The sequence below is a fragment of the Saccharothrix sp. CB00851 genome (genome assembly GCF_001905065.1).
Taxonomy (GTDB): Bacteria; Actinomycetota; Actinomycetes; order Mycobacteriales; family Pseudonocardiaceae; genus Actinosynnema.
Map to the genome: position 1 here is coordinate 117,442 of NZ_LWLC01000010.1, position 26,899 is coordinate 144,340.

Here is a 26,899-nt window from a genome sequence, read left to right on the forward strand (position 1 = left end):
TTCGCCGCGCCCTCCGCGCGCGATCCTGGGACGTGTGCTTCGAGCTTCCACCCGATGACCCGGCGACCCTCCGGTCGGACGCACCGGAGGGTCGTCGGTGAGCGCGGGCCACGACACCGTCGCCCTGGTCATGGACGACCACGACGCCCCGTCACGGGCCGAGGTCGAGTCGTGGTTGCGCGACCGGGTCGAGGGGTGGCCCGGTCCCGACGCCCTGCTGATCGGTGTGGTCGTCGGTGAGCTGCTGGACAACGCCTGGCGCTACGGCGAGCCGCCGTACGTGCTGGAACTCACCATGGACGAGTGGACCGACACGCTGACGATCCGCGTCCGCAACCACGCGCCACGGCACAGCGGGCGGTGGTCTCCCGGTGGTGGGTTGCTGATCGTGGACGGCCTGACCCAGCAGTGGGGTGTCGTGTCGGCAGCGGCCAACACGACCGTGTGGGCCAAGCTGCGGTTCGAGGACTGACCGGATCCCGTGGCCACTCGATCGGGTCCGCCGCGGCGGTTGTCAGACTCACGTCCATGGCACGAACCAGGCGGGCGCCCTCCACGCCCGAGCACGGGGTGAACCCGTTCGCGGACGTAGCGGACATGGCCAGCCGTGACGCGCACGGCGTACCCGGCGACCTCCTCGAGGGCTACCTCGAGGAACTGGACGAGGTCAGCACGACGGGGCGGCCGTTGCGGCCGGACCAGTTGCGGGCCCGTCGTGAGGTCGGTGCGCTGGCGGCGGAGCGCGGAGTTTCCCTGCACGGGGTGATCGACCTGCACCTGAGCGCCACCTGGCTGGCGTGGCGGTCGTTGTCCGGCGTGCGGCAGGCGACCGGTGCCGACGCGGTCCGCGCCGCGGGCGAGGCGGTGTTCAAGGCGGCCGACGTGGCCGTCACGGCGATCGCCGAGGGGTACGGAGAGGCGCAGCGCTGGGCCGTGCGCCAAGAGGAGTCGTTCCGCCGGGAGTTCGTCGACGACCTGCTCGACGGGCGCAACCTCGGGCACCTGGCCGAACGCGCGGAGCGGTTCGGCCTCCGGTTGGCCGGCAGCAACGTGGTGGCGGCCGTCCGCACGACGCGGCCGGTGGTCGACGGCGGTGAGGTGGCCCGGGCGGTCGAGACGTCGCTCGGCCTGCGCGTGGACTCCCGCGACGTGCTGGTCACCACCAAGGACGGCCTGCTGATCTGCGTCGCACCCGACGCGCGGACCGACGTGCCGGACGAGTTCATGCGCCAGGTGTCCGCGGCGCTGGGGCCGGACACCACCTGGCGGGTCGGCCTCGGCCGGGCGCACTCCGGTCCCGGCGGCGTGGTGCGCTCGTTCGAGCAGGCCAGGTCCGCCTTGGACCTGGCCGAACGGCTCGGTCTGCGCGGACGCCTCCACAAAGCCGTCGACCTGCTGGTCTACCAGGTGCTGCTCAGGGACAGCGCCGCCTTGCAGGACCTGGTGTCGGTCGTCCTCCAGCCCTTGCGCACCGCGCGCGGCGGGCCGGAGCCGTTGCTGGAGACGCTGTCGGCCTACTTCGCCAACGGTCACGTGGCGGCGGCGTGCGCACGTGAGCTGCACCTGGGCGTCCGCACGGTGACCTATCGCCTGCAACGCGTCGCGGAACTGACCGGGTACTCCGTGGACGATCCCGCCCAGGCGCTGTCGCTCCAGGTCGCGGTGCTCGGCGCGAAACTGCTCGACTGGCCCGCCTGACCGGGTCCCGAACCACCCTCCCGAGAGGACGCGTGGGCAACCGGGCGCCCCGCGATTCGGCGGGCGCCCGGTCGTGCGCGTCCTCAGGCGGCCGCGGGACCCCGGTAGGTGGCGCTGCCGAAGGCGAGGATCGGGTAGCCGATGAAGCCGAACAGCCAGAGGCCGACGACGCCGAATCCGCTGCCCTTGCCGAACGACTTCGCCAGGTCGATCGCGATGATCAGGCTGATGACGATGTTGACGAACGGGATCAGCAGCAGGATCAGCCACCAGCCGGGACGGCCCACGATCTTGAGCTGCACGTAGAAGTTGTAGAACGGGACGATCGCCGCCCACCCGGGCTTGCCCGCCTTCGTGAAGACCTTCCACATGGTGGCGATCACGAAGATCCCGACCGCCAGGGCGATGAGCGCGGGGATGAGGGCGACGGACGAGTCGGTCTGGTTCACCGCAGGGTTCCTTCCGGCAACCGGTGGAGGTGCGTGCGCTGGTCGCACGCGACGGGATTCCCCCGACCGGTCGTGGCGCGGGACTTTCCCAGCTCGACGAGTCGCGGGCAGCGGCGGTGATCGATTCGTGAGCCGTTCGAAACCAATTCAGTGGTCGACGCGTGCCCCTCGGACGGTTGCCGGTACCCAGAACACGTCCACATCGGACGGAACCGGGTGGCGTGAGCCCGGCGCGCCACCCCGTGCACGGCCGTCCGAGCCGGTGGGGCACCCTGTCCTTCGGCCCTGTCGTGTCCGCGCGGGGATTGCCCACGCCCACGACCGAGGATCCACCCGTGACACTGCCCTACGAGTCCGACGACGACCAAGCCGCCGACCGCTACATCAACGCCGCGCTGCGCAGCCGTGACGCCGAGGCCTGGCGGTTGCTGGCCTCCGACGCCCGCGTCGAGCAGACCGACCGGGTGCTGCGGGCGATGCTCGACCGGATCGCGGTGGCCCGCACGCACCGCACGGCCGAGCGCGCCACGGCTCGCGCGCGGGCGTTGGACGGCGAGATCAGCCAGGCCGAGTACCAGCGTGACGCGGCCGAGGACGCCACCCGCGCCACGAAGGCCGCCCACTTCGAGACGTTGGTGCGCGAACACCACCGGCTGATCGCGGCCGCGGCCCGCAAGCTGCGCGGTGACGACGTCCGCGACGAGCTGACGGACCTGGTGCTCGCCCTGGGCACGGCCATCGACGCCCACCGGGCCGCCGTGCTGGCGTCCGGTGCCGAGCCGAGCCCGGCCGACCGCGCACTGTGGGCGCGGCTGACCACGCTCGACGTGCCGGCCACCGCCGACGGCGAGGGGCGCACGTCCGTGGAGGAGCTGGTCGGGCGCCACGCGGCGAAGCAGGACGACTTCGGGCGCGTGCTGGCCGAGATCATCCTCGACACGGCGGGCGACGAGACCTCGGTACCGCGCGCCGCCCTGCTGACCGCGTGGAAGAAGGCGGTCGGACCCACCCTGGCCGCCGAGGAGAAGACGGAGTTCGCGGCCAAGGGCAAGGGTTCCCTGGCGACCGAGAAGCTCCGCAAGACGATGGGCCACCTGGAACGCAAGGGCCTGGTCAAGCGCACCGGCCCGCAGGACGGGCAGCGCCTCGACGTGCTCGACCGGCAAGGCCTGGAAGAACTGGCGGGTCGGGCGCGGTGAGCACGGGAACGGCTACCGGCGGCCACCGGAGCTGACGAAGGCGACCACGGCGAGCACCACCAGGCACCCGGCCAGCTGCGGCACGCTCGGCCGCTCGTGCAGCAGCACGACACCCATGAGGATCGCGCCCACCGGTTGCAGCAGCATCATCGTCGCGCCGGTGGCGCTCGACAGTCGGGGCAGCGCCGTGGAGATCAGCAGCCAGCCCGCGATCTGGCCGATCAGCGCCAACGCCACGAGCCAGCCCAGCGCGGGCCACCCCGGCGACAGGTCGAGCCGGTCCGCGGGCACGCCGATCGCCACCGCCACCACCCCGGCCGACACCGTGGCCAGGAACAAGGTGTGGTCCCGGGCACCGGGGCCGGCGCTGTGCCGCATCAGCACCAGGTAGGCCGCGAAACCGACGCCCGCGCCCAACGCGAGCACCGCGCCCAGCACCGGATCCGGCCCGAACGCGGGCGTGCCCGCCAGACCTCCCGCGAGCACGATCCCGCCCAGCAGCACCGGGGCGGCGAACACGAACCGGTTCGAGGGCCGTTCCCGGAACACCAGGTACGCCACCGCCGGCACGATCACCACCTGCACGGACAGCAGCACGGTCGCGATACCCGCACCCACCAGCGCGATGGCGTCGCCCCACAGCACGAAGTCCACGCCGAGCCCCACGCCCGCGAGCAACGGCAGCAGCACGCGCCGCCGTGACGTGCCCCGCCGCCGTTCCCGCCACACCAGGACGGCCAGCACCGGCAGCGAGAACAGGCACCGCCAGAACGCGCTGGTGCTGCCGCTGGTCTCGGACACCTTGATGAAGACCGACGACAACGCGATGCAGAAGCTGCCCGCGAGCGCCAACAGCACCGGGTTCACCTTCGTGGGCGGCGGCGTCACGGTCGCGGGACGGGCTTCGGTCGTGGTCACAGGTCCACCCTGCGGTGCCCCACCGTCAAGGACAAGCGAATTGTCGTGAGCGGAACTCGGTAGCATCTCTACCGTGTTCAGTCTGGAGCGGATGCGGGCCCTGCACGCCGTGGCGACCCACGGGACGGTCGCGGCGGCGGCGACGGCGCTGCACGTGACCCCGTCCGGCGTGTCCCAGCAGCTGGCGAAGCTGGAACGCGAAGCCGGGCAGCGGCTGCTCGAACCGCACGGCCGCACCGTCCGCCTCACCACCGCCGGGCACGTGCTGGCGGGCCACGCGGCGGCCATCCTGGCGCAGGTCGAGAAGGCGCGGACGGACCTGGAGCTGCTGCGCGACGACATCACCGGCCCGCTGCGCATCGGCGCCATCCCCACCACCGTGCACGCCCTCCTGCCACCCGTGCTGGCGACGTTGCGCGCCCAGCACCCCGGCCTGGAGGTGACCCTGCACGAGGGCGAAGCCGAGGAGACCATGCCGCTGGTGGTCGACGGCAGGCTGGACGTGGCGATCCTGGAGAGCTGGGAACACCGCCCCACCACCGTGCCGCCGTCGACCTCGTGCACCACGCTGCTGTCCGACGTGGCCGACCTCGCCCTGCCCGCGAGCCACCGGCTGGCGCACCGCAAGGTGGTCGACCTGGCCGAGGTCGACGACATACCGTGGATCGCCTGGAGCGCGGGGTCGAGCTGCCACGCCTGGCTCGCGCGGGTGCTGCGGCAGCAGGGCATGGCCGGGCGGATCAGCTGCACCGTGGGCAGCTACCCGACCCAGCTGGCGCTGGTGGCGGGCAACGTGGGCGTGGCCGCCGTCCCGCGCCTGGGTCGTGACGCGGTGCCCGAGGGGGTGCGGTTCGTGACCACCCGCCCCGCCCTGAACCGCACCATCTACGCGATCAACCGCGCCGAGGACGACGACCGCGGTGCGATCAGGGCGTGCGTGGACGCGCTGACGGCGGAGGCGGCCGGTTTCCACCACCTCGCCTGGTGACCGCCCGTCGGGCGGGACCTACCGGTGGGCCTGCTCGGGCAGCGGTCGCGGTGCGGGCGGGCCGACGTAGCGGGCCGCCGGACGGATGACCTTGCCGCCCGCCGCCTGCTCCAGCACGTTGGCCGACCAGCCGATGACCCGGCCGACGGTGAACGTGGGCGTGAACATCGACCTGGGGATGCCGCACTGCTCCATCACGACACCGGCGTAGAACTCCACGTTGGCGTACAGCTCGCGACCCGGCTTCAGCTCGGCGAGCACCTCGACCACGCGCCGTTCGACGGTGGTGGCGAACTCGGCCAGTTCCGGGCGGAAACCCCGGCGGCCGAGGTCGAGCGCGATGTCGCGCAGCATCCGGGCGCGCGGGTCCTCGGTGCGGTACACGGCGTGCCCGAAGCCCATGATCCGGTCGCCGGACCGCACCTTGTCCCGCACCCACGCGTCGACGCGGTCGGGTGAGCCGATCTCGTCCACACCGTCCAGCGCGCGATCCGGCGCGCCGCCGTGCAGCGGGCCGACGAACGCGCCGATGGCGGCGGCGACGGCGGAGACGACGTCGGAACCGGTGGACGTGACGACCCGCGCGGTGAAGGTCGAGGCGTTGAACCCGTGGTCGACGGTGGCGACGAGGTAGCTCTGGACGGCGGCGACCCGCGCCTCGTCGGGCACTTCGCCGGTGATCAGGTAGAGCCAGTTCGCCGCCGCGGACAGGTCCGGGCGCGGCTCCAGAGGCTCCAGCCCGGCGCGCAACCGGTGCAGCGCCGCGAGGATGGTCGGCGTGACGGCGCTGACCAGCACCGCGTCGGCACGGCGGCGGGCGGGCGTGGCGTCCCAGACCGGCGGCAGGCCGCGGGCGGCGGCGAGCAGCGACAGGGCGGTGCGCAGACCGGCCAGCGGGGTGAACCGGTCCCCGGCGCGGGCGATGGCGGGCAGCACCTCGCGCACCTCGTCCGGCAGGTGCCGCAGGGCGGCGACGTCCTCGGTGAAGCGGGCGCGTTCGGCCGGGTCGGGCAGCCGCCCTTCGAGGAACAGCGACCACACGTCCTCCACCGTCCGGGTCCGGGCCAGCTCGATCGCCGAGTAGCCGCGGTAGTGGTAGAAGCCCTCGCCGCCGCGCACGTCACCCAGTTCGGTGGTGGTGACCACGACATCGCGCAGGCCCGCCGGTACGTCCATGACAACCTCCTTGTCGACCGGCTCCACTGTCGATTCGGCAATCAACTATTGTCAACGTTGATGCAGTCAACCTGGACCGAGGAGCCGCAGGTCGTGCCGACCGGGAGTGACGAGCGTTACCTGACGACCGCAGAGGTGGCGCTGCGGCTCGGGGTGAAGACCCAGACCGTCTACGCCTACGCCAGCCGCGGCATGCTGCGCAGCGTGCGCCTGCCGGGACGGCGGGGGAGCTTCTTCGCGCAGTCCGAGGTCGACGCGTTCGTGGCACGCGGCCGCGACGAACGGCAACCGTCCGGGGCCGTCGAGCGGATCCGCACCGAACTGACCCTGCTCGACGACGACGAGCTGCGCTATCGAGGCCACCGCGCCACCGACCTCGCGTCGTCGCACACGTTCGAGTCGGTCGCCTCGCTGTTGTGGACCGGCGAACCGGCCGGCGAGCCGTTCCCCACCGACGAAGCCCTGGTGCGCACGGTGCGCACCGCCCTGACCGCCTTGCCGGACGCCGCGCGCACGACGGACCGGTTCAAGGTCGCCGCCGCCGTGCTGGGCGCCACCGACCCGCTGCGGTTCGACCTGTCGCCGGGCGCAGTCGTCCGGGTGGGCAGTCGGCTCATCGGCGTGTTCGCCGACGCCCTGCCCGGCACGGCGGGCGACGGCGACCTCATCGCCCAGCGGCTGGCGGGCAAGCTCGGCGACCGGCCCGTCGACCCCGCGTTGCTCGACCTGGCGCTCGTCCTGCTCGCCGACCACGACCTCGCCGTGTCCACGGTAGCCGTGCGCGTGGCCGCCAGCGCCCGCGCGCACCCGTATTCCGTCGTGTCCGCCGGTCTGGGCGCGGTCGACGGCCAGTACCACGGTGTCGCGAGCACCCTGGCGTACCGGTTCCTGCGTGACGCCGCGGACGACCCGTTCGGCGCCCTGGCCGAACGGCAGCGCACCGGCGGCGTCCCCGGCTTCGGGCATCGGGTCTACCAGCGCCGCGATCCGCGGGCCGAGGCGCTGTTCACCGCACTGCGCCGGCACGAGGCCGCGCGGGAGGTCATGGCCACCGTCGACGCCGTCACCCCGGGCGTCGGCACGTTCCCGAACGTCGACCTGGCGTTGGCGGCGCTGATGCACACCTTCGGCCTGCGCCCGGACGCCGGCGAGGCGATCTTCGCGCTGGCGCGCTGCGCGGGCTGGCTCGCGCACGCGATCGAGGAGTACCGCGAACCGGGGCTGAGGTTCCGCCCGATCGGCGTCTACACCGGCGAGCGCCCGCAACGGTGACCGGGGCCGGGCGTCACACGGCGGCGAGGACCGCGTCGAGCGGACGGGGCAGGGTGTCCCAGGCGAGGGCCGCGCCGGGACCGGTGCGGCCGCTGCGGCGTTCGTGGACGACCTCCAGCAGCCCTTCGGCGACCAGTCGGTCGAGGTGGAACGCGACCGTGGTGCGCGGCACGCCCACGGCCTCGGCGGCTTCGTCGCGGCTCACCGGCGCGTGCCGGCGCACGACGAAGTCGTACAACCGGCGTCGGGTCGGCTCGTCCAGCGCCGCGACGGCGGAGATGTGCGGCGAGGAGTCATGGCCACCGAGGTGTCCGGAGTACCGCCGGCTGTCCGATCCGACCCGGCCTACCAGGCGTTCCTGCTGCTGCGCACTGTGTTCACGGTGGCGCCGGTGCTGTTCGGGCTCGACAAGTTCGCCAACCTGCTCGTGGACTGGCCCCGGTACTGGGCGCGCTGCGTGACGACGCCCGGACGCGGCAGGAGTTCTTCGCCCCGACGGGCGTGCCGGGGTAGTCCCCGCTCCGGGTTCGACCGATCCGGCCGCCCTGGATTCGATCAGGGCGGCCGAAGCGGTGCGGTCAGGCGCCGTTCATGGTGTCGGCTACCTCCTTGAGGAACTTCCGCTCCAACCCGGTCGGCAGCATGACCACGATGCGGTCGACACCGGCCGCCTGGTAGTCGTCCAGCCGGTCGAGGTGGGCGAGGAAGACGGTGACCTCCATGTGCCCGCGACCGGCCGCGGCGGCACGTTCGCGCAATTCGGTGACCCGCGCCTTGAACAGGCCCGCGTCGGCGTGGTGACCGGGCATCCACCCGTCACCGAGCGCCAGCACGCGGTCGAGCACGGTGGGGCCGTCACCGCCGAGGAACACCGGCGGCCGCGGCCGCTGCGCCGGCTTCGGCCACGAGTAGATCGGGTCGAAGTCCACGAACTTGCCGTGGTACTCGGCCTTGTCGTTGGTCCAGATCCGCTGCATCGCCTCCATCCGCTCGGCCATCAGCGACATCCGGGTGCGGTACTCGGTGCCGTGGTTGCGGATCTCCTCGTGGTTCCACGGCGAGCCGACGCCGACACCGAAGATCAACCGCCCGTTGGACAGCTGGTCCAGGGTGGCGACCTGCTTGGCCAGCCAGATGGGATCCCGTTGCACGACCAGGCAGATGCCGGTGCCGATGCGCAACGTCGAGGTGACCGCGGCCATCGCGGTCAGCGTCACGAACTGCTCGCGGTTGCGGTAGAAGTCGCGGGGCATGTCGCTGCCCGCTTCCTCGAACCCGTCGCTGAGGTCCTTGCGCTCCGCGATGTTGACCGTCTTCTCGTTGCCCGTGCCGAACCGCAGCGAACGGGTCACCGGCACGTGGCTGTGGTCGGGGACGAACACCGACTCGATCCCGAGCCCCTCGGCCTCACGGGCGAGTTCGAGGGGGTCGAGGCCCTCGTCGGAGTTCATCGAGAACACACCGAACTTCATTGTTCCCACCTCAGAGGAGTGCCTTGCCGGGCTCGTAGTCACCGGCGTGCGGCAGCTGTGCGATGACGTTCACGCGGTTGAAGGCGTTGATGATGGCGATGAGCGCCACCATGGCGGCGAGCTGCTCCTCGTCGTAGTGCTTGGCGGCGTTGGCCCAAACCTCGTCCGGGACACCACCGGCCGCGTCGGCGATCCGGGTGCCCTGCTCGGCCAGCTCCAGGGCGGCGCGCTCGGCCTCGGTGAACACCGTGGCCTCCCGCCAGGCCGCGACCAGGCTGAGCCGCACCGGGTCCTCCCCGGCGTGCAGGGCCTCCTTGGTGTGCATGTCGACGCAGAACGCGCAGCCGTTGACCTGGCTGGCGCGCAGCCTCATCAACTCCGCCGTCGTGGCCGGCAGCTTGGTGCCCACGACCACGTTGTGCGCCGAAGTGAGGTACTTCAGGACCTTGACCGCAACCGGGTTGCCGAAGAGGTCCAGGCGAGCTTCCACGGTGATGCTCCTCTACAGGTGCTGGTGTGTGCACATCTCCGACGGAGCAGCCCGACGGGATGTGAGGAGCGAGTGGACGGTCAGGCGGCTTTCCGCGCGGACAGCACGGCCTGCAGCGGCAGCGCGTCCGCCGGGATGGCGGCCGGGTCCTCGACGGTCACCTTGGTCACCTCGAACCCGCACTCCTGCAGCCAGGCGCTCCACGTCGACAGCTTCTGCGGCCCGCCCTGGCCCATCGCGCAGCCGAGGAAGAACGCGGGGTAGAAGTCGACCGAGCGGGAGTCGTGCTCGCGGACGTCGTCCTGGTACACCGGGACCAGCACGTTCACCTGCCCGCCGACGTCCAGCGACTTGTTGACGTTGCGCAGGATCCTGAGCACCTCGCTCTTGTCGAACAGGGTGAAGAAGTGCCTGATCAGCACGATGTCGAACCCCGTCGGCACCTCTTCGAAGACGTCACCGCCGAGGAACGAGCAGTGCTCGGCCACGCCGTGGGTGCGGAAGTTCTCCAGGCACTCCCGCTCCTTCTCCGGCAGGTCGAACGTCGTCACGCGCAGCCCGGGGGAGGCCTTCAGCCGGTAGGTGTTGATCGCGCCGAGACCCGTGTTGCCGGCGAGGTCGAGCACGCGCGCGCCGACCGGGATGTCGACGTTGTCGAAGAACCAGGGGTCGACGCGGGCGGTGCCGGCGTCCATCGCCGTCGCCCACGACTCGCGCAGGTCCTTGTGCTCGGCCACGGCGCCGAACAGGTTCCCGTCGTAGCCGTAGAACTCCTTCAGGCCGACGACGGTGCCCTCCCGCACGCTCTCGGTGAGGTGGAACAGCTGCCTGAGCATGGTGACCTTGACCAGGTCCAGGAAGACGAGCACCCGCTGGAGGTCGGCCTCCGGCAGGCGGGCGAGGGCGTCGAGGGAGTAACCGCCCGTCGCCGCGTCGTAGGCGACGAAACCCTCCTTGACCGGCAGGTGCAGGAGCTGTTCCACGGCGTCCGGCTTGGCGCCGACGGCGTTGCCGAGCGCCACCGCGTCCAGGCCGGGCTGCTCCCGAAGCGCGTCGATCAGGCCGAGCTCGAAGCAGGACAGCAGGTTCATGAACCGCGCGGGTCCCACCATGTAGTCGCGGAATCGGGCGAGCGTGGCTTCAGGCGTCATTCGACCAATCCTTCGAGTTTGTCGTCTCCACCGCCGCGCCGGGCGTCGCTCGCTCGGCGGGTGCGGGAGGGCCCGCGACGGTTGCCGGCACGACGGCTGCCCGGCAACCGCTCCGCCGCCGAACCGGGCCGTGGCACCCGCGCACCGCCTCGGGCGCGGCAGCAGCATCGGCCACCGGACTTGGCCCGGACTGGTCAGCGGCTTGGCGACGGCTTGGCGGCTCCCGGCCAGGGGCGGAGCTTCTCGGGGTTGCGCACGGCCCAGATGTGCTTGATCCGGTCACCCGCCACGTCGAACGCCATCACCGTCACGGTGACGCCCTCGTGCTGCGTGACGAGTCCGGGCTGGCCGTTGACCGTGCGCTCCAGGACCGTCAGGCCGGGCACCCGGTCGAAGAGGTCCGCGAAGTAGCGCGCGACCCGCTCGCCGCCCGCGACGGGGTGTGGTTCGGCGCTGGCCAGGCCGCCGCCGTCGGCGACCGTCGTGACGTCGGGGTCGAGCAGGCCGATGAGGGCGTCGATGTCCTTGGCCTCCCACGCCTGCTTGAAGTCCCGGACGACGCCGGCACGCCGGACCGCCGCGCCGGCGGGTGCCTGGGCCGCGCGCACGCGTCGCCGGGCGGAGGTGGCGAGCTGGCGGCAGGCGGCGGGCGTGCGTCCGACGATCTCGGCCACTTCGGTGAACGGGTAGCGGAACACGTCGTGGAGGATGAACGCGACCCGCTCCGCCGGCGTCATCGACTCCAGCACCACCAGCAGCGCCATGTTGATCGACTCGTCCAGGGTGACGCGGTCCGCCGGGTCGACGGTGGCACCGCCCGGCCGCCCGCCGACCCACTCGGTGTGGTCGGGCAGCGGCTCCGGGATCCACTCGCCGACGTAGCGCTCCCGGCGGGACCGCGCCGACCGGAGCTGGTCCAGGCAGATCCGGCTGGCGACCCTGGTCAGCCAGGCGCCGGGGGAGTCGATGGCGTCCTGCTGCGACGGTGACATGGCGTACCAGCGGGCGTAGGTCTCCTGCACTACGTCCTCGGCGTCGGCCAGCGAGCCCAGGAGCCGGTACGCGAGGTTGATCAGCAGGCGGCGCTCGCTCATGATCGCGCTCAGGCCCGGGTCGGTCGTGCCGTCACCGTGCTCGGCCCGCGTGCTCATGTCGAACCCCCTCGCCTCGCGCCTCCGCCTGGACGACGAGGCAACGTACTGGAGTGAGCCGCGTCACCTCACACTACGGGGGATCGCGTCGTCGTACTGGTGGAGACCGGTCGTGCCCCGGGGTCGGAAGTCCCTCCCGCTCGGCCGGCCGCACCCTCCGGCACCGCCCACACGATCAACCCGTGAAGGACGAAAACCGATCATGGATTCCGTGAACGTCGCCATCATCTACTACAGCGCCACCGGCACCGTACACGCCTTGGCGCAGGCAGCGGCCGAGGGCGCGGAGAAGGCCGGCGCCCGGGTGCGACTCCGCAGGGTGGCCGAGACGGCCCCTGAGCAGGCGATCGCCGCCAACCCGGCGTGGGCGCAGCACGTGCAGGACACCGCGGACGTCGTCCAGGCGCAGCACGACGACCTCGACTGGGCCGACGCGGTGCTGCTCGGCACCCCGACCCGGTTCGGCAACCCCAGCAGCCAGCTCCGGGCGTTCATCGACACGACCGGTCCGCTGTGGTTCGCGGGCAAGCTCGCGAACAAGGTGTACTCGGCGTTCACCGCCTCCAACACCGCCCACGGCGGTCAGGAGTCCACCCTGTTGGCGCTGTCGAACACCTTCTACCACTGGGGCGGCATCATCGTGCCCCCCGGCTACACCGACCCGATCCAGTTCCAGTCGGGCAACCCCTACGGCGCGTCCCACGTCGGCGGCGCCGAGGCGCCCAACGACGTGGCCCTGCAGGCGGTGGCCTACCAGGCCCGCCGGGTCGCCGAGACGGCCGCGGCACTGAAGGCCGGCCGCGCCGCCTGAGCCTCCGCACCTCGCGGCGGCGACCCACCCGGGTCGCCGCCGCGAGGTGCTGCCCACACGGCACCACCTCCACCGCCCGAACCGCCCCCGGGGCGCCGCCGTCATCCCGTGCGCCAAGTCGACCCCAAGCCGGTGGCAAGCCCGATGAGCGACGGTACGGGCGCACGGCCCCACCGGACCCAGGAAGGCGGCATGGACGACACCCAACCGACGCCGGATCGGATATTGCAGCTCATCAACGGCTACTGGGCCACCGGCATCCTCGGCGCGGCGGCGAGCCACTCGCTGTTCACCCACCTCGACGCGGGCACCGACACCGCGGACCGACTGGCCGCCGCGGCCGGGATCTCCGAGCGGGGCGCGCGAACCCTGCTCGATGGCCTGGTCAGCCTCGGATTGGTGGACCTGAGCGGCGGGCGGTACCGCAACACCCCTGAAGCGGCCGCGTTCCTGGTCGAGGGGCGGCCCGCCTCGCTGAGCGAGTTCGCCAAGCTCAAGCTGGGCCACATGGGTGCCCTGACGGCCCTGCCCGACGTGGTGCGGGCCGGTGGACCGGTGACCGACGCGACGGTCGAGGTGGCCGACAACCCGCACTGGGAGAGGGTGGTCACCGCCATCGCCGCGCAGTCCGTCCCGGTGGCGAAGATCGCCGCCGAGGTGCTCGGGCTGGCCGACCGCGGCGAGATCTCGATCCTGGACGTGGGCGGCGGGTCGGGCGTCTACTCGGCGAGCTGGCTCGCGCTCAACCCGGCCGCGCGCTCGACCCAGCTCGACTGGGGCCCGATCAACGCGATCGCCCGCCGACTGCTCGCCGAGAAGGGCGTGGCGGACCGGTTCACCTGCGTCGACGGCGACCTGCACACCACCGACTTCGGCCTCGCCGAGTACGACATCGCGGTGTACTCCCACATCGCGCACCAGGAAGGCCCGGAGGACAACACCGCGACCTTCACCAGGCTGCGGGACGCCCTCAAGCCCGGCGGCACGCTGGTCGTCAACGACTACGTGGTCGACGACGACCGGAGTGGCCCGCCGTTCGCCCTGCTGTTCGCCTCCGAAATGCTGCTCAAGAGCAAGCAGGGCGGCACCTGGCGGCGGGCGGACTACGAGGCGTGGCTCACCAAGGCGGGCTTCGAGGACATCACGTTCCAGCCCACCGGGTCGCCCGCCACCCTGATCTTCGCCCGATAAACCCGACAACGCCGAACGCGGCCGTCCCACCGGGGGACGGCCGCGTTCGGCGTTCGGCTCAGGGGTTCTTCGTCGCGGACAGGATGCCCGGTACGGGGATGACGTCCTTCGGGATCTCCGCCGGGTCCTTGGCGATCGCCTGCGTGACGGTGAACCCGCGCTCCTCCAGCCAGCGCCGGTAGGTCGACAGCTTCTGCGGCCCGCCCTGGCCCATCGTGGCGCCGAGGAAGAACGCGGGGAAGAAGTCCACGTTGTAGTTGTCGGTGTCCGTGATGTCCTCGGGGTAGACCGGCACCATCACGTGGACCTGCCCGCCGTCGTTGAGCGACCGGTGCACGCCGTCGAGGATGCGGAACACGTCGTCCTGGTCGAACATGTCCAGGAAGTGCTTGATCAGCACCACGTCGTAGCCCCGCGGGATGCTCTCGAAGACGTTGCCGCCGATGAACGAGCAGTGCTCGGCCACGCCGTTGGCCCGGAAGTTCTCCAGGCACTCCTGCTCCTTCTCGGGCAGGTCGAACGTGGTCACGTGCAGCCCCGGCGACGCCTTGTGCCGGTAGGTGTGGATCGCGCCGAGCCCGGTGTTCCCGGCGAGGTCCAGCACCCGCGCACCGGCCGGGATGTCGACGCTGTCGAAGAACCACGGGTCGATGCGCTCGGTCACCTTGTCCATCAGCGTCGACCACGCGTCGCGCAGGTCCCGGTGCTGTTCCACGGCGCCGTACAGGGTGCCCTCGTAGCCGTACAGCTCCTTGAGGCCCACGACCGTGCCGGTCCGCACGCTGTCGGTCAGGTAGTACAGCTGCCGCAACGCCACGACCTTGATCAGGTTCATGTACGCGAGCGCCCGTTTGAGGTCGGGCACGGGCACGTCGGCGAGCGCGTCGAGGGTGTAGCCGCCGGACTCGCCGTCGTAGGCGATGAAGCCCTCCTTGACCGGCAGGTGCAGCAGCTGCTCCACCGCGTCCGGCTTGGCGCCGACGGCCTTGCCGAGGTCGACGGCGGTCCGGCCCGGCTGCTCCCGCAGCGCGTCGACGATGCCGAGCTCGAAGCAGGACAGCAGGTTCATGAACCGCGCGGGTCCCACCATGTAGTCACGAAGTCGCGCCAGCGTTGCGTCCGGTGTCATCGCGCCGATCTCCTCGGTTGGTCGTGTGTCGCGTAGTTCGGCCGGGTCACGCGCGGTGCCCCAGCTGGTCCTGCAGCCGGCGGGACAGCTCGATCCGCTGGACCTTCATCGTGGCGGTGCGGGGCAGCTCGGCCAGTGGGATCTGGATCGGGTCGGCCAGCCGCGGGAAGTCGGCGGCGGCCGCGCGCCAGCGGTCGCGGTCCAGCGGCCGGTCGTCGTGGGTGCACACCACCGGGATCGCCTCGCCCTTCGGGCCGGTGACCACGACCAGCTCGTTCAGCTCGCTGATCCTGCCCAGCAGGACGTCCTCGACCTCCAGGCTGCTCTGCACGCCCGGGATCATGTCCACCTCGCGGTCGAGCATGTGCAGGCAGCCGAGCTTGGTGAAGTAGCCGACGTCACCGGTGCGCCACCACTTGCCGCGCAGGTTCTCGTCGAACCGCTCCTGCTCGCCGAAGTAGGTCTTGGCGTTGCCCTTCCAGCGGACCTCGATGAAGCCGGGGTTGTCCTTGGACGGCCGCTTGCCGTTCCGGCTCACCACGCGGACCCGCGCGCAGCCCGGCATGGCCCAGCCGACGCAGCGCCCGTCGGCCTTGTGCGCCGACCGCGGGAAGTACGGCCTGCCGACGGCCGGGCCGACCTCGCTCTGCCCGTAGATCTGGAAGAACAGCGGCGAGCGCCGTTCGGACGACTTGAGCAGCCTGCTGATCGTGCGCGGGTGGATCGCGTCGAACGTGGTGCTGAAGTACTTGATCGACGCGAACGGCTTACGCTCGTCCTCGGCGAGGTCCTCCCACTCCATCAACGAGTTGGGCAGCACCTCCAGGAACCCGGGCCGGTGCTCGCGGAACAGGTCGGTGACGGCGTCCGGGTCGGACTGCTTGACCAGCAGCACGGGCATCGCCCGCACCAGCGCCAACGCCATCGCGGCGAACATCCGCGAGTGCACGAACGGGATGTGGATCGCGACCGTCTCCCGGTTGCGCATCAACGCCAGCAGCACCTGCTGCGGCCGCAGCCGCAGGCGCATGCTCTGCGGCGTGTGCACGACGAGCTTGGGCAGACCGGTGGTGCCGGAGGTGTGCGTGATGAGCGCGGGTTCCTCCGGGACGCGGAACACCGGTCGCACGCGCGGCGACCCGGCCAGCTCGGACAGCGACTCCGTGCCCGGCCTGCTCCCGGCGACGATGATGACGCTCGCGGTGCGCTCCGCCGGCGCCACCTCGGCCAGGGGTCCGTCGAGCTTGGGCACGTCGGTGAGCAGGTGCGGCCGTTCCAGCCGGTCGAGCAGAGCGCCCACGGTCGGGCCCTTCAGGGCGGGCGACAGCATCACCGGTACCGCCCCGATCCGGGACGCAGCGGTGGCGAGCACCCAGGCGTCGAAGTTGGCGGTCTTGTAGATCGCGACGTGCTCCGCGGGCCGGACACCGGCCGCCCACAGGCGCCCGGCCAGGTCGTCCACGTGACCGGCCAGCTCGGCCACGGTCATCCGCCGACCGGCCTCGGGCAGCACGTCCAGGTCGTGGTCGAGGGTGAGCGGCGTCGAACCGTTCGCGGCGGCGGCCACCTCCGGCACGAGGCCGGGGTAGAGACCGCGCTTCCACATCGAGTCGTGGATCATGGACCCCTTCATCCAGACTTGCTCCTTCCGGGTGTTCGACGAGGAGTCGGGCCGTCACCGGCTCGGCGGAGCGCGAGGGCACGCGCGGGCGAGCGCCGAGGTGCGGCCGCACACCGTTCGCCGAGGACCGGGCACGACGTGATCGCGGCGACCCGGCGGCACCACCCCGCGCACGGCAACAGCATCGACACCCGGACTTGGCCGGGACTGTCGAACGGGTTGGCCCCGACTTGGCGGCACCTTGGCGTACCGGCCGCGACCGGCCGAACAGCTCACCGCGCACGGTGCCCGGCGGCCTTGCCGCGCACCGGAAAGCCTTGGCGGCACGAGAAGCCCGCGCCAAGTCGATCACAAGCGCCATGGTGGACAGTCAGGGCGTATGCCCGAGCCGACCCTCGAACCGCGCCGTCGCAGCCACACGCTGTCCGCAGACGGTGGCGTCGGGGTTTCGAGGACCACTCTTACGTGCAGGGGGTTGCGGCCAGACATGCCCATCTTGTGCAAGCCGTCGGTGCGCGTGCCGGAACACGTCATCACCATGGAACAGACCCTGGAGTTCGCCGAGAGGGTGCACGCCGGGAAGCCGCAGCTCCCGCTGGCGCTGAGGTTGATCCAGAACACGGGCGTGCTGAAGCGGCACATCGTGCAGCCCATCGAGGAGACCCTGCGCCACCCCGGTTTCGAGGAGCGCAACCGCATCTACGAGATCGAGTCCAAGAAGCGCTGCCCCGAGGTCATCGAGGAGGCCCTGGCGAACGCGGGCATCGTGGCGCACGACGTGGACGCCATCATCTACGTGTCGTGCACCGGTTTCCTGATGCCGTCGCTGACCGCGTGGCTGATCAACACCATGGGCTTCCGGTCCAACACCCGCCAGATCCCCATCGCGCAGCTGGGTTGCGCGGCCGGTGGCGCGGCGATCGGCCGGGCCCACGACTTCTGCACGGCCTACCCCGAGGCCAACGTGCTGATCGTCTCCTGCGAGCTGTGCTCCCTGTGCTACCAGCCCGATGACGACGGCGTGGGTTCGCTGCTGTCCGACGGGTTGTTCGGCGACGCGGTCGCGGCGGCCGTGGTGCGGGGCAGCGGCGGCACCGGCGTGTCGCTGGAGCGCAACGCCTCGTACCTCATCCCGAACACCGAGGAGTGGATCTCGTACGCGGTGCGGTCCACCGGCTTCCACTTCCAGCTCGACCGCCGCGTGCCCGGGACGATGGAACCGCTCGCGCCCGTGCTGCGCGAGCTGGCCTCCGACCACGGCTGGGACGTCGCCGACCTCGACTTCTACATCATCCACGCGGGCGGCCCGCGGATCCTGGACGACTTGAGCAAGTTCCTCGGCGTCGACCGCACCGCGTTCCGGCACAGCTGGGCGACGTTGACCGAGCACGGGAACATCGCCAGCGCGGTCGTCCTGGACGCGCTGCGCAGGCTGTTCGAGGAAGACCTGGTCACGCCGGGGGCGACCGGCGTGATCGCGGGGTTCGGGCCGGGCATCACCGCGGAGATGGCGGTGGGCCGGTGGGCCGTCGACATCCCGGGCCGACGCGGCGCGTCGGCATTCCACTCCGAGCGGGACTTCGCGCACGAAGCAGGGAGGCAAGCCACATGGACGGCCTGATCGTCCCACCAGGTCAAGGTCGGAGGCTGACCACGAAGGCGCAGGACGTCACCTTCAAGGTCACCGGGGCGGACGGCTCCGCCATGTCGACGTTCGAGGTGGTGGTGCCGCCCGGGTTCGACGTCGGCGCGCACGTCCACGAGCGCACGGGCGAGTTCTTCTACATCCTCGACGGTGAGCTCGAACTCCTGGCGTTCGAACCGGTCGAGCGCAAGGGGGACCGTTGGCAGGACTGGGAGTCGCCGAACGGCGACCGGGTCGTCCGGGCGGGCGCGGGCAGCTGCATGTTCGTCCCGACCAACACGCCGCACGCGTTCCGCAACCCCACCGACAAGCCGACGCGCATGCTGTTCCAGAGCTACCCGGCGCCCGACCACGAGCGGTACTTCGAAGAGATCTGCGAGATCTTCGCGGCCGGTGACGACGTGGACCCCGAGGCGGTGCAGCGGCTGCGCGACCGTTACGACGTCAAGCAGATCACGCCGCTGCGCTTCGAACCGCCCGTGCTCCAGCACGTCGGCACGCCACTGGCGAGCGAGAGGTGACCGCGGTGGACCCGATCCCCCTGGTCAAGGCGAGCCTGGGCGAGCAGGAACTGGCGGCCGTGGCGGAGGTGTTCGCCTCCGGCTGGCAGGCAGGTCAGGGCCCGAAGGGCAAGGCGCTGGAGGCCGCGCTGATCGAGCGCTACGGCGTCGGTGACGCGGTCGCGCTGAACAACTGCGGCTCCGCGCTCCACCTGGCGCTGCTCGAACTCGGCGTCAAGCCGGGCGACGAGGTGATCGTCGCCGACTACTCGTTCCCGGCTCCGGCCCACGCGGTGCACTACGTCGGCGGGGTCCCCGTCTTCGCCGACGTGCGCGCCGACACCGGCACGGTGGACCCGGCGGCGGTGGAGGCCCTGATCACCCCGCGCACGGTGGGCGTGATCGCGGTGGACACCGTGGGCCTGCCCGCCGACTACGCGGAGCTGACCGCGATCACGGACCGGCACGGGCTGTTCCTCGTGGAGGACGCCGCCTGCGCGGTCGGCGCGACGTACCGGGGACAGGAGGCGGGTGCGCTGGCGCCGGTGGCCTGCCTGTCGTTCCACGGGCGCAAGGGCATCACCAGCGGCGAGGGCGGTGCGCTGCTCACGGCCGACCCGGCACTCGCGGCCGGTGCGAGGCTGCGGTCGTCGTTCGGCATCGGCAGCATCTTCGACCAGGCACGGGTGGTCGGCCTGCCGATCCCCGAGTTCACCGCGCTCGGCTACAACTACAAGCTGTCCGACATCGCCGCCGCGATCCTGCTGGTGCAGCTGGGCCGCATCGGCGAGCTGCTGGAGCGCAGGCGCGCGGTCGCGGCCCGGTACGCCGAACTGCTCGCCGACGAGGAGCTCGTCACGCTGCCGCACGTGCCGTCGGACCGCACCCACGCCTGGCAGTCCTTCCTGCTGACGCTCGACCCGGACGTGGACCGCGCCGGGGTCGCCGCCGACCTGCGCGCCCAGGGGATCGGCTGCGGGCACGGCACGTGGGCCAGTCACCTGCAGCCCGTGTACGAGGCCAAGCAGGACTGCCCGACCTCGGCGGACCTCTTCCGCCGCCAGTTCGCCGTCCCGATGCACGCCGAGCTGACCCTGGACCAGGTGGACCGCGTCGTGGCGAGCCTGCGCGTCGCGCTCCGCGCCCACGCCTCGACCCGGGTGTAGTGCCCCGCGGCCGGTGACCGTGCCGAGCACGGTCACCGGCCGCGGTCAGCAGGGTGCGGAGACCGCCTCGAACCGGTGGGCCAGCTCGACCGCGCCGCGCACCCTGGCCAGCCACGGCACCGCGCCGATCCGCCGGATCGTGTCGGTGGCGACGGCGAGGTCGGCCAGGGCCGCGTCCGGGTCACCGAGCGCCAGGGCCGCCTCGGCGGTGAAGTAGGCCACCGACCCGCTGATCACCAGATCGGGCGCCGAGCACGTCAGGTGGCGGTACGGCAGCAGCTGGGCCCGCCACCGGGCCACCAGTTCGGTCTCGCCGAGCCGTGCCGCGGCCAGCAGGGCCCAGCACCGGCCGTAGAGCCACAAGTGGTCCTCTTCCGGCCCGCGCGGGAAGCGGTGCAGGGCGATGCGGGCATCACGCATCCGGCCCGCCTCGACCAGCGCCATCACCAGCACCGCCTGCAACGCGGGCCGACCGGACGATTCCGCGGTGGAGCGCAGCTCGTCGACCAGGTGCCGCCCGTCGCCGGTCAGGTACGCGGCCTCCCAGCGCTGGATCGCGCGGTTGAACCGGGCGTCGGCCCACGACGTCCGGGCGCACCGGTCGTAGGTCGCCAGGCTCAACTCGTCGGCTTCCGCCCAACGACCGCCGAGCAGCAGCAAACCGGCCCGGGACCAGCGCAGCCGGGTCGCCAGGGCCGGATTCCGCCGCTCCGCGTACTCGGCCGCGAGGTCCAGTTCGGTGGCGGCCTCGCCGACCCGGCCGAGGGTGACGAGCACCTGCGCCCGGATCCGCCTGGCCCGCGCCGCGGTCGACGGCGGCAGGTCCGGCAGCGCCAGCAGCTCGGTGGCCGCCTGGAGGCGCTGGTCGAGGTGGTCGGGCCCGTCGAGCGCCACGGCGCGCAGGTGCAGCAGGTGGGCGAGTTCCGCGTTCTCGGTCGAGAGCCACGCGATGGCCAGCGCCTCGTCCGACAGCGCGGCCCGGCCCGCCGCGTCACCGTCGGGGCGGCGGGCGACGGCCAGGCAGGACAGCAGGAGCGCGTGCTGGACGGGGTCCGTGACGTGCGGCCGGGCGCGGTGCAGGACGTCGACGAGCCGTCGGTCGACCTCACCCCGGTCGGTGGACCCCAGGTCGAGCTCGCCCACGGCCGCGAGCGCCGTGGTGACCAGCCGGGACGTGTCCGGTGCGCCGGGCGCCGCGAGGAGCGCCTCCATCGCCTGGACGAACACCGCCAGCCCGTCGCGGAAGTTCTCCGTCCGGTACAGGGCCGTGCCCAGGCCGACGAGCAGCGGGTGCCGGTCCACGTCCTCCCGGTCGGCCAGGTCGGCGGCGGCCACGGCCTGCCGCCACAGCCGTGCCGCGTCCTCGGGTGCGAGCTCGGTGTCGGCGACGCGGGCCGCGGTGGCGGCGTGGGCGGCGGCCTGCGCGGCGGCGGTCGGGTCGAGTTCGGCGGCGGGCAGCCAGTGCCGGGCGATCTCGGCGGCCCGCTCGGTGCTGTCGGTCCACACCTTGGCCGCCGCCGCGCCGATCCGCCGGTGCACCAGTGCACGGCGCAGCCGGCCGGTCGTCTCGTAGAGCACCTCGGCGGTCAGGGCATGGGTGAAGCGGAACCAGCCCAGCCGTTCGTGCTCCTCGACCACCAGGCCCGCCGCGACCGCCGTGTCGAGGGCTTCCAGTGCCGCCTCGATGTCGACCGAGGCGACCTCGGCGACGACCTCGATGTCGAACTGGCGACCGGCGATGGCCGCCACCCTCAACAGCTCGGCCGCCGTCCGGGGCAGCCGGGCGACGCGCCGCAGCACCACTTCGCGCACCGGCACGGGCACTGGCACCGGTTGGTCCTGGCGCTGCTCGCTGGTCGACAGCTTGACGAGTTCCCGCAGGAAGAACGGGTTGCCCTCGGTGCGTGCCCACAGCTCCTGCGCGGTGCGCCCGTCGACCTCGCGGCCGAGGACGGCGCACGCCAGGCTCCGGGTCTGGCGCAGGTCGAGGCCGGTGAGCTCGATCCGGGTCATCTCCGCGCGGGCCAGCGCGGCCAACGTCCGGGACAGGACCGCCGCCTCCTCCGACCGGTAGGACACGACCAGCAGGAGCCGGCTCGCCGGCACGGACTCCGCCAGGTGCGCCAGCAACCGCAGCGAGCACGGATCGGCCCGGTGCAGGTGGTCGAGCACCACCGCGAACGGCGCCTCGTCCGACGCGGAGGTCAGGTAGTGGACGATCGCCTCGAACCGGCGCAGCTCGGCGCCGGCCACGTCCGCGTCGTCCGCCGGCCGCCGGTTGTCACCGTCCAGCAGCCGTGCGACCGGCTCCGGCGTCGGGGCCAGGGGGAAGCGGGTGACCGCGGCGCGCAGCACCTGCTCCCAGGGCCACAGCGGCGGAGCGTCGACGTGCTCCGGGCAGGTGCCCCAGAGCACCGGCACGCCCACCCGTTCGGCGAACCGCCGCAGCAGGCTGGTCTTGCCGATCTCCGGCTCGCCGGACACCGTGACCACCCGACCGCTTCCGGTCGACGCCGCGGCCAGCGCGTCGGCCAGTTGCCGCAGTTCCGCCTCACGGCCGACGAAGACCTCGCCGTCCGCGACCGGCGGCGAGGGCGCGCTGGTCGTGACGATCGTGACCGGCGCCGGCGGCGTGGGCCGCGCGACCGGCGCGTCGTTGTGTGCGACCACGGGCTCGTCGGCGGCGACGAGGGTCGGGGTCGGCCTCCAGTCCAGCGCGGGCGACTGGTTCAGGATCTCGTGTTCGAGCTGCTTCAGCGCGGGCCGGGGATCGACGCCCAGCTCCTCCGCCAGCCGCGTCTGGATGGTCCGCAGCACCTTCAGCGCGTCGGCCTGCCGGCCGGCCCGGTACAACGCCAGGGTGAGCAGTTCACAGCCGTATTCGCGCAGCGGGTGCGCCTGCACGAAGGCTTCCAATTCGGCCACCGCGACTTCGTGCGCACCCACCGCGAGCAGTGCCGCGCAACGCGCTTCGACCACCGATAATCGCAATTCGTCCAGGCGCGCCACTTCGGGTGCGACCCACGTGGTACTGGCGACTTCCGAGTAGGGCCGCCCACGCCACAGCGCCAACCCGGTCTCGAACTCGCGCAACGCCTGCCCGGATTCACCCCGTTCCAATGCCTGCCAGCCGGCCGTGGCGTGTTCACCGAACCGGTGGACGTCGACGTCCACCGCGTTGGCGTCGAGCAGATAGCCCTGGGCGCAGGTGCGCAAAACGGTCGCCGGTGTCCGCGGCGCCCGCTGCGGTTCCAGCACCTTGCGCAGATTCGCCACGTACGCCTGCAGCGAGGTGATGGCCGAGGGCGGCGGGTGCCCCGCCCACAGCGCCTCCAGCATCACGTCCACCGCTACCGGTTGGCCGACCCGGCTCACCAGCAGCGCGAGGAGCGCGCGTTGCTTGGGCGTGCCCAGGTCCACCAGTTGTTCGGCGACCACCGCTTCGAGCGGGCCCAACGCGTACAGCTCCACTGCGGCGCGCGCGGCACCGCGTCGGCTCGGCGGCTGCGCCTCGGTCCACCGGACGGAGCCGGGCAGCGTGCCGCGGGTCGTCCCGGCCACTGTCACGTCGGTCGTGCGTCGGGTCCTCATCCAAATTCCGGGGCGTTTTGGCAGAGCGGTCGGGGTGTCGCGTCGCGGGTTTGCCGGCAAGTGCGGAACCGGTGACGGTAATCGGTGCCCGCGTGGTCTGAGTGCACGGAATTGGTCCTACCTTTCCCATGACTCCACAACTCGTCGTCAACGACTCGGCCGGGGCGACCGCGGCAAGGAGCGAGTCGCCCGTTTTCGCCTCACCTACATCTATAGCATCACATCGGCCTGGGCGGATACGACGTGCCGAACCTGACCGAACCTCGACAATGCCGATACGGGCGCCATTCGACGATTCGAATGGGGTCATCGGTGCGACCGGGACCGGATCACCCGCCGATTGGCGTGGGAATGTGCACGTCGCGCACGAATCACCCGCGATCGGCCGGTTCGGCGCACCCGTCAATGCGGGGTTCGCCGCGCCACTCGCGGGTTCGGTTCGAGTTCGGACGTGCCTCGGGTCAGCGCCCCGCCGGGTGCCCTACCACCGCCCGGTCAGGCACGTCGGTCTGCCGGCACGGGTGCGATACGCCCGGTGGCCCAGGGCGCACCCGCCCGTGTCAACCGCTTCGCCCGTCCGCTTGGCTGTCACCAGGACCTACCCCCAGCAGGTTGTTCACAGAGCCGAAACGTGCGGGCCAAGGATTTCAACTCGGTAACCGGATCGCAAGCCCCGGCACTGCGCACGGCCAAGGTTCGGGTACGGGCGGTAATCGGGACGCGGCGGATGGGCGGTCGGGCGGGCGCGGCGGATGGGGCGGATGGGCGGGCGTGGCGGGCGGGCGCGTGCGGGAGTTGGGGCGGTCGGTTGGGTGTGCCGAGGGGCTGGTGCGGTCGGTCGGGTGGGGCGGTAGCGGGGTTGGTGTGGGTTCGGCTGGCCTGGGGCGGTCGAGCGGGTGATGCTGGAGGCGATGGCAGTCCAGCGGGATCCGACCGGTTCGGCGCTGGCCGACCTCGTCGCCCGCCAGCGCGACGAGATCGACCGGCTGAGGGCGGCTGCCCGCAGCCAGGCCGTGGTCGAGCAGGCGAAGGGCGTGCTGGCCGAGCGGCTCTCCTGCCGTCCCGACGAGGCGTTCGAGGACATGGTCCGGCTCGCCCAGGCGACGGGCAGCGACCTGGCCGTCATCGCGGCGGGGGTGCTCGGCGTGCCCGCACCACCCGGGCCGCCGTCCAACTCACCCGCCGAGCCCAACGACGGCCTCTTCGTCCCGGACCGGTCCCTGCGGCCGGTCGACATCCCGAAACCCTCGCCGGCGCCCCTGGGCGAACGCACGCCGCAGCCGGTGGCGCTCGCGGCGATCGGCACCGCGGCCGACCCCGAGGAGTTGGCCGAACTCGTCCGCGAGCACGTCGGCTGCGACGGCGTGCTCGTCTACCTGGTGGAACCCGACGGCGGGCTGCGGTTGGAAGCCGCCGCGCACGTGCCCGCCAAGGTGCGGCTGGAGTGGGAGCGCGTGCCGCTGCAGCTCGAAACGGGCGCGCTCGCCTCCATCCGCAGCGGCCTGCCGCAGTGGTTGCCGGACCTGGACGACGCCCGGCGGCGGTACGCCCTGATCGGCGACCCGGCCACGGTGTGGAGGTCGCGCGCGTGGCTGCCGTTCCAGGACCAGACGCGCGTCGCCGGCGTCATGGGGCTGCTGTGGTCGCAGGACCACGACTTCTCGGCGGAGGAGCGGTGGGAGCTGGAGGTGATGGTCCGCGCCGCCGGGTGCACGCTGCTGGCGCAGCTGAGCGCGCAGGCCGCCAGGCAGGGCCGCAACTGGACGCTCTGGGTCCAGCACCTGCTCGACGTGCTGCCCGGCTCGGTGGCGTTGCTCGGCGCGGTGCACGGCGCGGACGGCGAGGTGGTCGACTTCCGGTTCGAGGCCGCCAGCCCCGACGCCACGGACTTCTCCGGCCGCCGGTACCGGCAGCTGGTCGGGCGGACCATCCTCACCAGCTACCCGACCGTCGCGGGCACCGAGCTGTGGGACGCCTACCACCGCGTCCTGCGCACCGGGGTCCGCGAGGTGGTCAGCATCTTCGACTACGAGGAGAACACGCCCGGCCTGCCGCAGCACGGCCGCTACACGTTGACCATCGGCAAGTTCGGCGACGGCCTGATCCTGGCCTGGCACGAGCACGAGGACCCGTTGCAGCTCGAACGGCTGCGCAGCGTCCAACGCCTGGGCAACATCGGCTGGGGCGAGTGGAACCTGGTGACCGACGAGATCGACTGGTCCGACCAGCTCTACGTCATCTTCGACCGCGACCCGGCGCTGGGTCCCATGTCGCTGGACGAGATCCGCGCGTCCGTCATCCGCGAGGACCTGCCGATCCTGCAGAACGCCGTGCGGCGGATGCTGGAGCGCGGCGAGGGCGCCGACTCCGAGCTGCGGCTGAAGGCGGGCGACCAGATCAGGTGCGGCCGGTTCATCGGCGAACCGGTGCTGGACGTCGAGGGCCGTCCCGTGCGGCTGGACGTGGTGCTGCAGGACGTGACCGCGATGCGGCGGGCGGAGAAGCGGGTCTTCGACCTCAGCGAGCAGTTCGCGCAGGAGCACCAGGTCGCGGACCACCTCCGCTCCGCCGTGCTGCCGCTGCCGAGCCGCCCGCTCGACCTGCCGGGGATGAAGGTCGCCGTGCGCTACCTCGCGGCCGAGCAGTGGGCCGAGGTCGGCGGCGACTGGTACCACGCGTTCCCGATCGACGACGGCAGCACGCTGCTGGCCATCGGTGACGTCGCCGGTCACGGCCTGGCGACCGCGGCGGCGATGGCGAAGCTGCGGTACGCGGCCACCGGTGCGGCGCTGACCAACCCCGACCCGGCGGGTGTCCTCGACGTGCTGAACCGCATGCTGACCGGCGGCGGGGGAGTGACCCTGGCCTCGGCGGTCGTCGGCAGGTTCGAGCCGACCACCCGCCGGCTGTCGTGGGCCCAGGCGGGACACCCCGCGCCGCTGCTGCTGCGGGCGCACGAGGTGCACCGGCTGGACCGTCCCGACGGGCCGATCCTGGGCGCCGTGCGGGGAGCGGTGTACGCGACGGCGCGGATGCTGCTGGCGCCCGGTGACACGGTGCTGATGTTCACCGACGGCCTGATCGAGCGCCGTCCCTCCGCGGGCGCCCGGGGCGACGACCTGGAACGCCTGATGGACGAGATCCGGGGGTTCATCGCGGACCTGGACCCGGACGAGATGCCCGAGGCGCTGACTTCGCGCCTGGTGCCCGCGACCCCGCTGGACGACACGTGCATCGTGGCCGCGACGATCATGGCCTGATGGTGCGGCCGATTGCGGTCG

Annotated in this window: 22 protein-coding genes; 11 read left to right on the forward strand and 11 right to left on the reverse strand. The window is 72.2% G+C overall.

What is annotated here, in order from left to right; translation table 11 throughout:
• The first annotated feature begins 97 nt into the window (after positions 1-97).
• Positions 98-472: an ATP-binding protein gene (locus A6A25_RS11575; protein WP_073888366.1), complete on the forward strand. Its 375-nt coding sequence runs from the start codon at positions 98-100 to the stop codon at positions 470-472.
• Between the two features lie 56 nt (positions 473-528).
• A complete protein-coding gene (locus A6A25_RS11580; RefSeq protein WP_198932668.1) occupies positions 529-1,698 on the forward strand; it encodes a PucR family transcriptional regulator in 1,170 nt (389 codons plus the stop codon).
• 83 nt (positions 1,699-1,781) lie between these two features.
• Here the strand turns inward: A6A25_RS11580 and A6A25_RS11585 are convergent, their stop codons facing one another.
• Entirely contained in the window at positions 1,782-2,147 is a 366-nt protein-coding gene (locus tag A6A25_RS11585; protein ID WP_073888369.1) for a DUF5684 domain-containing protein, read from the reverse strand.
• A gap of 335 nt (positions 2,148-2,482) precedes the next feature.
• Here A6A25_RS11585 and A6A25_RS11590 point away from each other — a divergent pair, with 335 nt between their 5' ends.
• Positions 2,483-3,346 carry a hypothetical protein gene (locus A6A25_RS11590; RefSeq protein ID WP_073888372.1) on the forward strand — a complete coding sequence of 288 codons (864 nt, stop codon included), beginning with the start codon at positions 2,483-2,485 and terminating at the stop codon, positions 3,344-3,346.
• A gap of 12 nt (positions 3,347-3,358) precedes the next feature.
• Here the strand turns inward: A6A25_RS11590 and A6A25_RS11595 are convergent, their stop codons facing one another.
• Positions 3,359-4,264 carry a DMT family transporter gene (locus A6A25_RS11595; protein WP_073888375.1) on the reverse strand — a complete coding sequence of 302 codons (906 nt, stop codon included), beginning with the start codon at positions 4,262-4,264 and terminating at the stop codon, positions 3,359-3,361.
• Positions 4,265-4,337: 73 nt separating this feature from the next.
• On the opposite strand from A6A25_RS11595, the gene A6A25_RS11600 reads away from it, so the two are divergent.
• Complete coding sequence (locus tag A6A25_RS11600) at positions 4,338-5,252, forward strand: LysR family transcriptional regulator (protein ID WP_073888378.1); 915 nt, start codon at positions 4,338-4,340, stop codon at positions 5,250-5,252.
• A gap of 18 nt (positions 5,253-5,270) precedes the next feature.
• On the opposite strand, the gene A6A25_RS11605 is transcribed toward A6A25_RS11600, so the two are convergent.
• A complete protein-coding gene (locus tag A6A25_RS11605; protein WP_073888501.1) occupies positions 5,271-6,428 on the reverse strand; it encodes a citrate/2-methylcitrate synthase in 1,158 nt (385 codons plus the stop codon).
• Between the two features lie 60 nt (positions 6,429-6,488).
• On the opposite strand from A6A25_RS11605, the gene A6A25_RS11610 reads away from it, so the two are divergent.
• A complete protein-coding gene (locus A6A25_RS11610; RefSeq protein WP_073888381.1) occupies positions 6,489-7,700 on the forward strand; it encodes a citrate synthase in 1,212 nt (403 codons plus the stop codon).
• A 13-nt stretch (positions 7,701-7,713) separates the two neighbouring features.
• On the opposite strand, the gene A6A25_RS46615 is transcribed toward A6A25_RS11610, so the two are convergent.
• The 5 genes from A6A25_RS46615 to sigJ form a co-directional block, all read right to left on the reverse strand.
• Entirely contained in the window at positions 7,714-8,259 is a 546-nt protein-coding gene (locus A6A25_RS46615) for a helix-turn-helix domain-containing protein (RefSeq protein WP_338013202.1), read from the reverse strand.
• A 19-nt stretch (positions 8,260-8,278) separates the two neighbouring features.
• Complete coding sequence (locus tag A6A25_RS11625) at positions 8,279-9,172, reverse strand: LLM class F420-dependent oxidoreductase (protein ID WP_073888386.1); 894 nt, start codon at positions 9,170-9,172, stop codon at positions 8,279-8,281.
• Positions 9,173-9,182: 10 nt separating this feature from the next.
• Positions 9,183-9,662 carry a carboxymuconolactone decarboxylase family protein gene (locus A6A25_RS11630; protein WP_073888388.1) on the reverse strand — a complete coding sequence of 160 codons (480 nt, stop codon included), beginning with the start codon at positions 9,660-9,662 and terminating at the stop codon, positions 9,183-9,185.
• 80 nt (positions 9,663-9,742) lie between these two features.
• Entirely contained in the window at positions 9,743-10,813 is a 1,071-nt protein-coding gene (locus A6A25_RS11635) for a class I SAM-dependent methyltransferase (RefSeq protein WP_241828598.1), read from the reverse strand.
• Between the two features lie 194 nt (positions 10,814-11,007).
• Positions 11,008-11,964, reverse strand: a complete 957-nt coding sequence (gene sigJ, locus A6A25_RS11640; protein WP_073888390.1) for an RNA polymerase sigma factor SigJ — start codon at positions 11,962-11,964, stop codon at positions 11,008-11,010.
• Positions 11,965-12,166: 202 nt separating this feature from the next.
• On the opposite strand from sigJ, the gene wrbA reads away from it, so the two are divergent.
• Together wrbA and A6A25_RS11650 are read left to right on the forward strand one after the other, a co-directional pair.
• Complete coding sequence (wrbA, locus tag A6A25_RS11645; protein ID WP_073888392.1) at positions 12,167-12,775, forward strand: NAD(P)H:quinone oxidoreductase; 609 nt, start codon at positions 12,167-12,169, stop codon at positions 12,773-12,775.
• A 192-nt stretch (positions 12,776-12,967) separates the two neighbouring features.
• The gene (locus tag A6A25_RS11650; protein ID WP_073888394.1) at positions 12,968-13,966 is read left to right on the forward strand and encodes a class I SAM-dependent methyltransferase; all 999 of its coding nucleotides are present in this window, start codon (positions 12,968-12,970) and stop codon (positions 13,964-13,966) included.
• A gap of 58 nt (positions 13,967-14,024) precedes the next feature.
• Here A6A25_RS11650 and A6A25_RS11655 read toward each other — a convergent pair whose 3' ends face one another.
• The gene (locus A6A25_RS11655; protein WP_241828599.1) at positions 14,025-15,095 is read right to left on the reverse strand and encodes a methyltransferase; all 1,071 of its coding nucleotides are present in this window, start codon (positions 15,093-15,095) and stop codon (positions 14,025-14,027) included.
• 46 nt (positions 15,096-15,141) lie between these two features.
• Positions 15,142-16,728 carry a class I adenylate-forming enzyme family protein gene (locus A6A25_RS11660; RefSeq protein WP_073888396.1) on the reverse strand — a complete coding sequence of 529 codons (1,587 nt, stop codon included), beginning with the start codon at positions 16,726-16,728 and terminating at the stop codon, positions 15,142-15,144.
• A 475-nt stretch (positions 16,729-17,203) separates the two neighbouring features.
• Between A6A25_RS11660 and A6A25_RS11665 the strand changes: the two genes are divergently transcribed.
• Genes A6A25_RS11665 through A6A25_RS11675 form a run of 3 tightly spaced genes read left to right on the forward strand, consistent with a single transcriptional unit; the run spans position 17,204 to position 20,027 of the window.
• The gene (locus A6A25_RS11665) at positions 17,204-18,337 is read left to right on the forward strand and encodes a type III polyketide synthase (RefSeq protein WP_083668259.1); all 1,134 of its coding nucleotides are present in this window, start codon (positions 17,204-17,206) and stop codon (positions 18,335-18,337) included.
• Entirely contained in the window at positions 18,325-18,882 is a 558-nt protein-coding gene (locus A6A25_RS11670; protein WP_073888398.1) for a cupin domain-containing protein, read from the forward strand. Before A6A25_RS11665 ends, A6A25_RS11670 begins: the two co-directional genes overlap by 13 nt.
• A 5-nt stretch (positions 18,883-18,887) precedes the next feature.
• The gene (locus A6A25_RS11675) at positions 18,888-20,027 is read left to right on the forward strand and encodes a DegT/DnrJ/EryC1/StrS family aminotransferase (protein ID WP_073888507.1); all 1,140 of its coding nucleotides are present in this window, start codon (positions 18,888-18,890) and stop codon (positions 20,025-20,027) included.
• Between the two features lie 45 nt (positions 20,028-20,072).
• On the opposite strand, the gene A6A25_RS11680 is transcribed toward A6A25_RS11675, so the two are convergent.
• Complete coding sequence (locus tag A6A25_RS11680; RefSeq protein ID WP_083668260.1) at positions 20,073-23,618, reverse strand: BTAD domain-containing putative transcriptional regulator; 3,546 nt, start codon at positions 23,616-23,618, stop codon at positions 20,073-20,075.
• Between the two features lie 911 nt (positions 23,619-24,529).
• Here A6A25_RS11680 and A6A25_RS11685 point away from each other — a divergent pair.
• Positions 24,530-26,878, forward strand: coding sequence for a SpoIIE family protein phosphatase (locus tag A6A25_RS11685; RefSeq protein ID WP_158073716.1), 2,349 nt, complete (start codon positions 24,530-24,532; stop codon positions 26,876-26,878).
• Positions 26,879-26,899 lie beyond the last annotated feature (21 nt).

Bases quoted from the DNA above. Each gene is read 5' to 3' on its own strand.
- sigJ (WP_073888390.1), bottom strand. From the start codon at position 11,964: ATGAGCACGCGGGCCGAGCACGGTGACGGCACGACCGACCCGGGCCTG.
- A6A25_RS11625 (WP_073888386.1), bottom strand. From the start codon at position 9,172: ATGAAGTTCGGTGTGTTCTCGATGAACTCCGACGAGGGCCTCGACCCC.
- A6A25_RS11665 (WP_083668259.1), top strand. From the start codon at position 17,204: ATGCCCATCTTGTGCAAGCCGTCGGTGCGCGTGCCGGAACACGTCATC.
- A6A25_RS11685 (WP_158073716.1), top strand. From the start codon at position 24,530: ATGGCAGTCCAGCGGGATCCGACCGGTTCGGCGCTGGCCGACCTCGTC.
- A6A25_RS11635 (WP_241828598.1), bottom strand. From the start codon at position 10,813: ATGACGCCTGAAGCCACGCTCGCCCGATTCCGCGACTACATGGTGGGA.
- A6A25_RS11580 (WP_198932668.1), top strand. From the start codon at position 529: ATGGCACGAACCAGGCGGGCGCCCTCCACGCCCGAGCACGGGGTGAAC.
- A6A25_RS11670 (WP_073888398.1), top strand. From the start codon at position 18,325: ATGGACGGCCTGATCGTCCCACCAGGTCAAGGTCGGAGGCTGACCACG.
- A6A25_RS11650 (WP_073888394.1), top strand. From the start codon at position 12,968: ATGGACGACACCCAACCGACGCCGGATCGGATATTGCAGCTCATCAAC.
- A6A25_RS11610 (WP_073888381.1), top strand. From the start codon at position 6,489: ATGCAGTCAACCTGGACCGAGGAGCCGCAGGTCGTGCCGACCGGGAGT.
- wrbA (WP_073888392.1), top strand. From the start codon at position 12,167: ATGGATTCCGTGAACGTCGCCATCATCTACTACAGCGCCACCGGCACC.
- A6A25_RS11660 (WP_073888396.1), bottom strand. From the start codon at position 16,728: ATGAAGGGGTCCATGATCCACGACTCGATGTGGAAGCGCGGTCTCTAC.
- A6A25_RS11605 (WP_073888501.1), bottom strand. From the start codon at position 6,428: ATGGACGTACCGGCGGGCCTGCGCGATGTCGTGGTCACCACCACCGAA.
- A6A25_RS11655 (WP_241828599.1), bottom strand. From the start codon at position 15,095: ATGACACCGGACGCAACGCTGGCGCGACTTCGTGACTACATGGTGGGA.
- A6A25_RS11680 (WP_083668260.1), bottom strand. From the start codon at position 23,618: ATGAGGACCCGACGCACGACCGACGTGACAGTGGCCGGGACGACCCGC.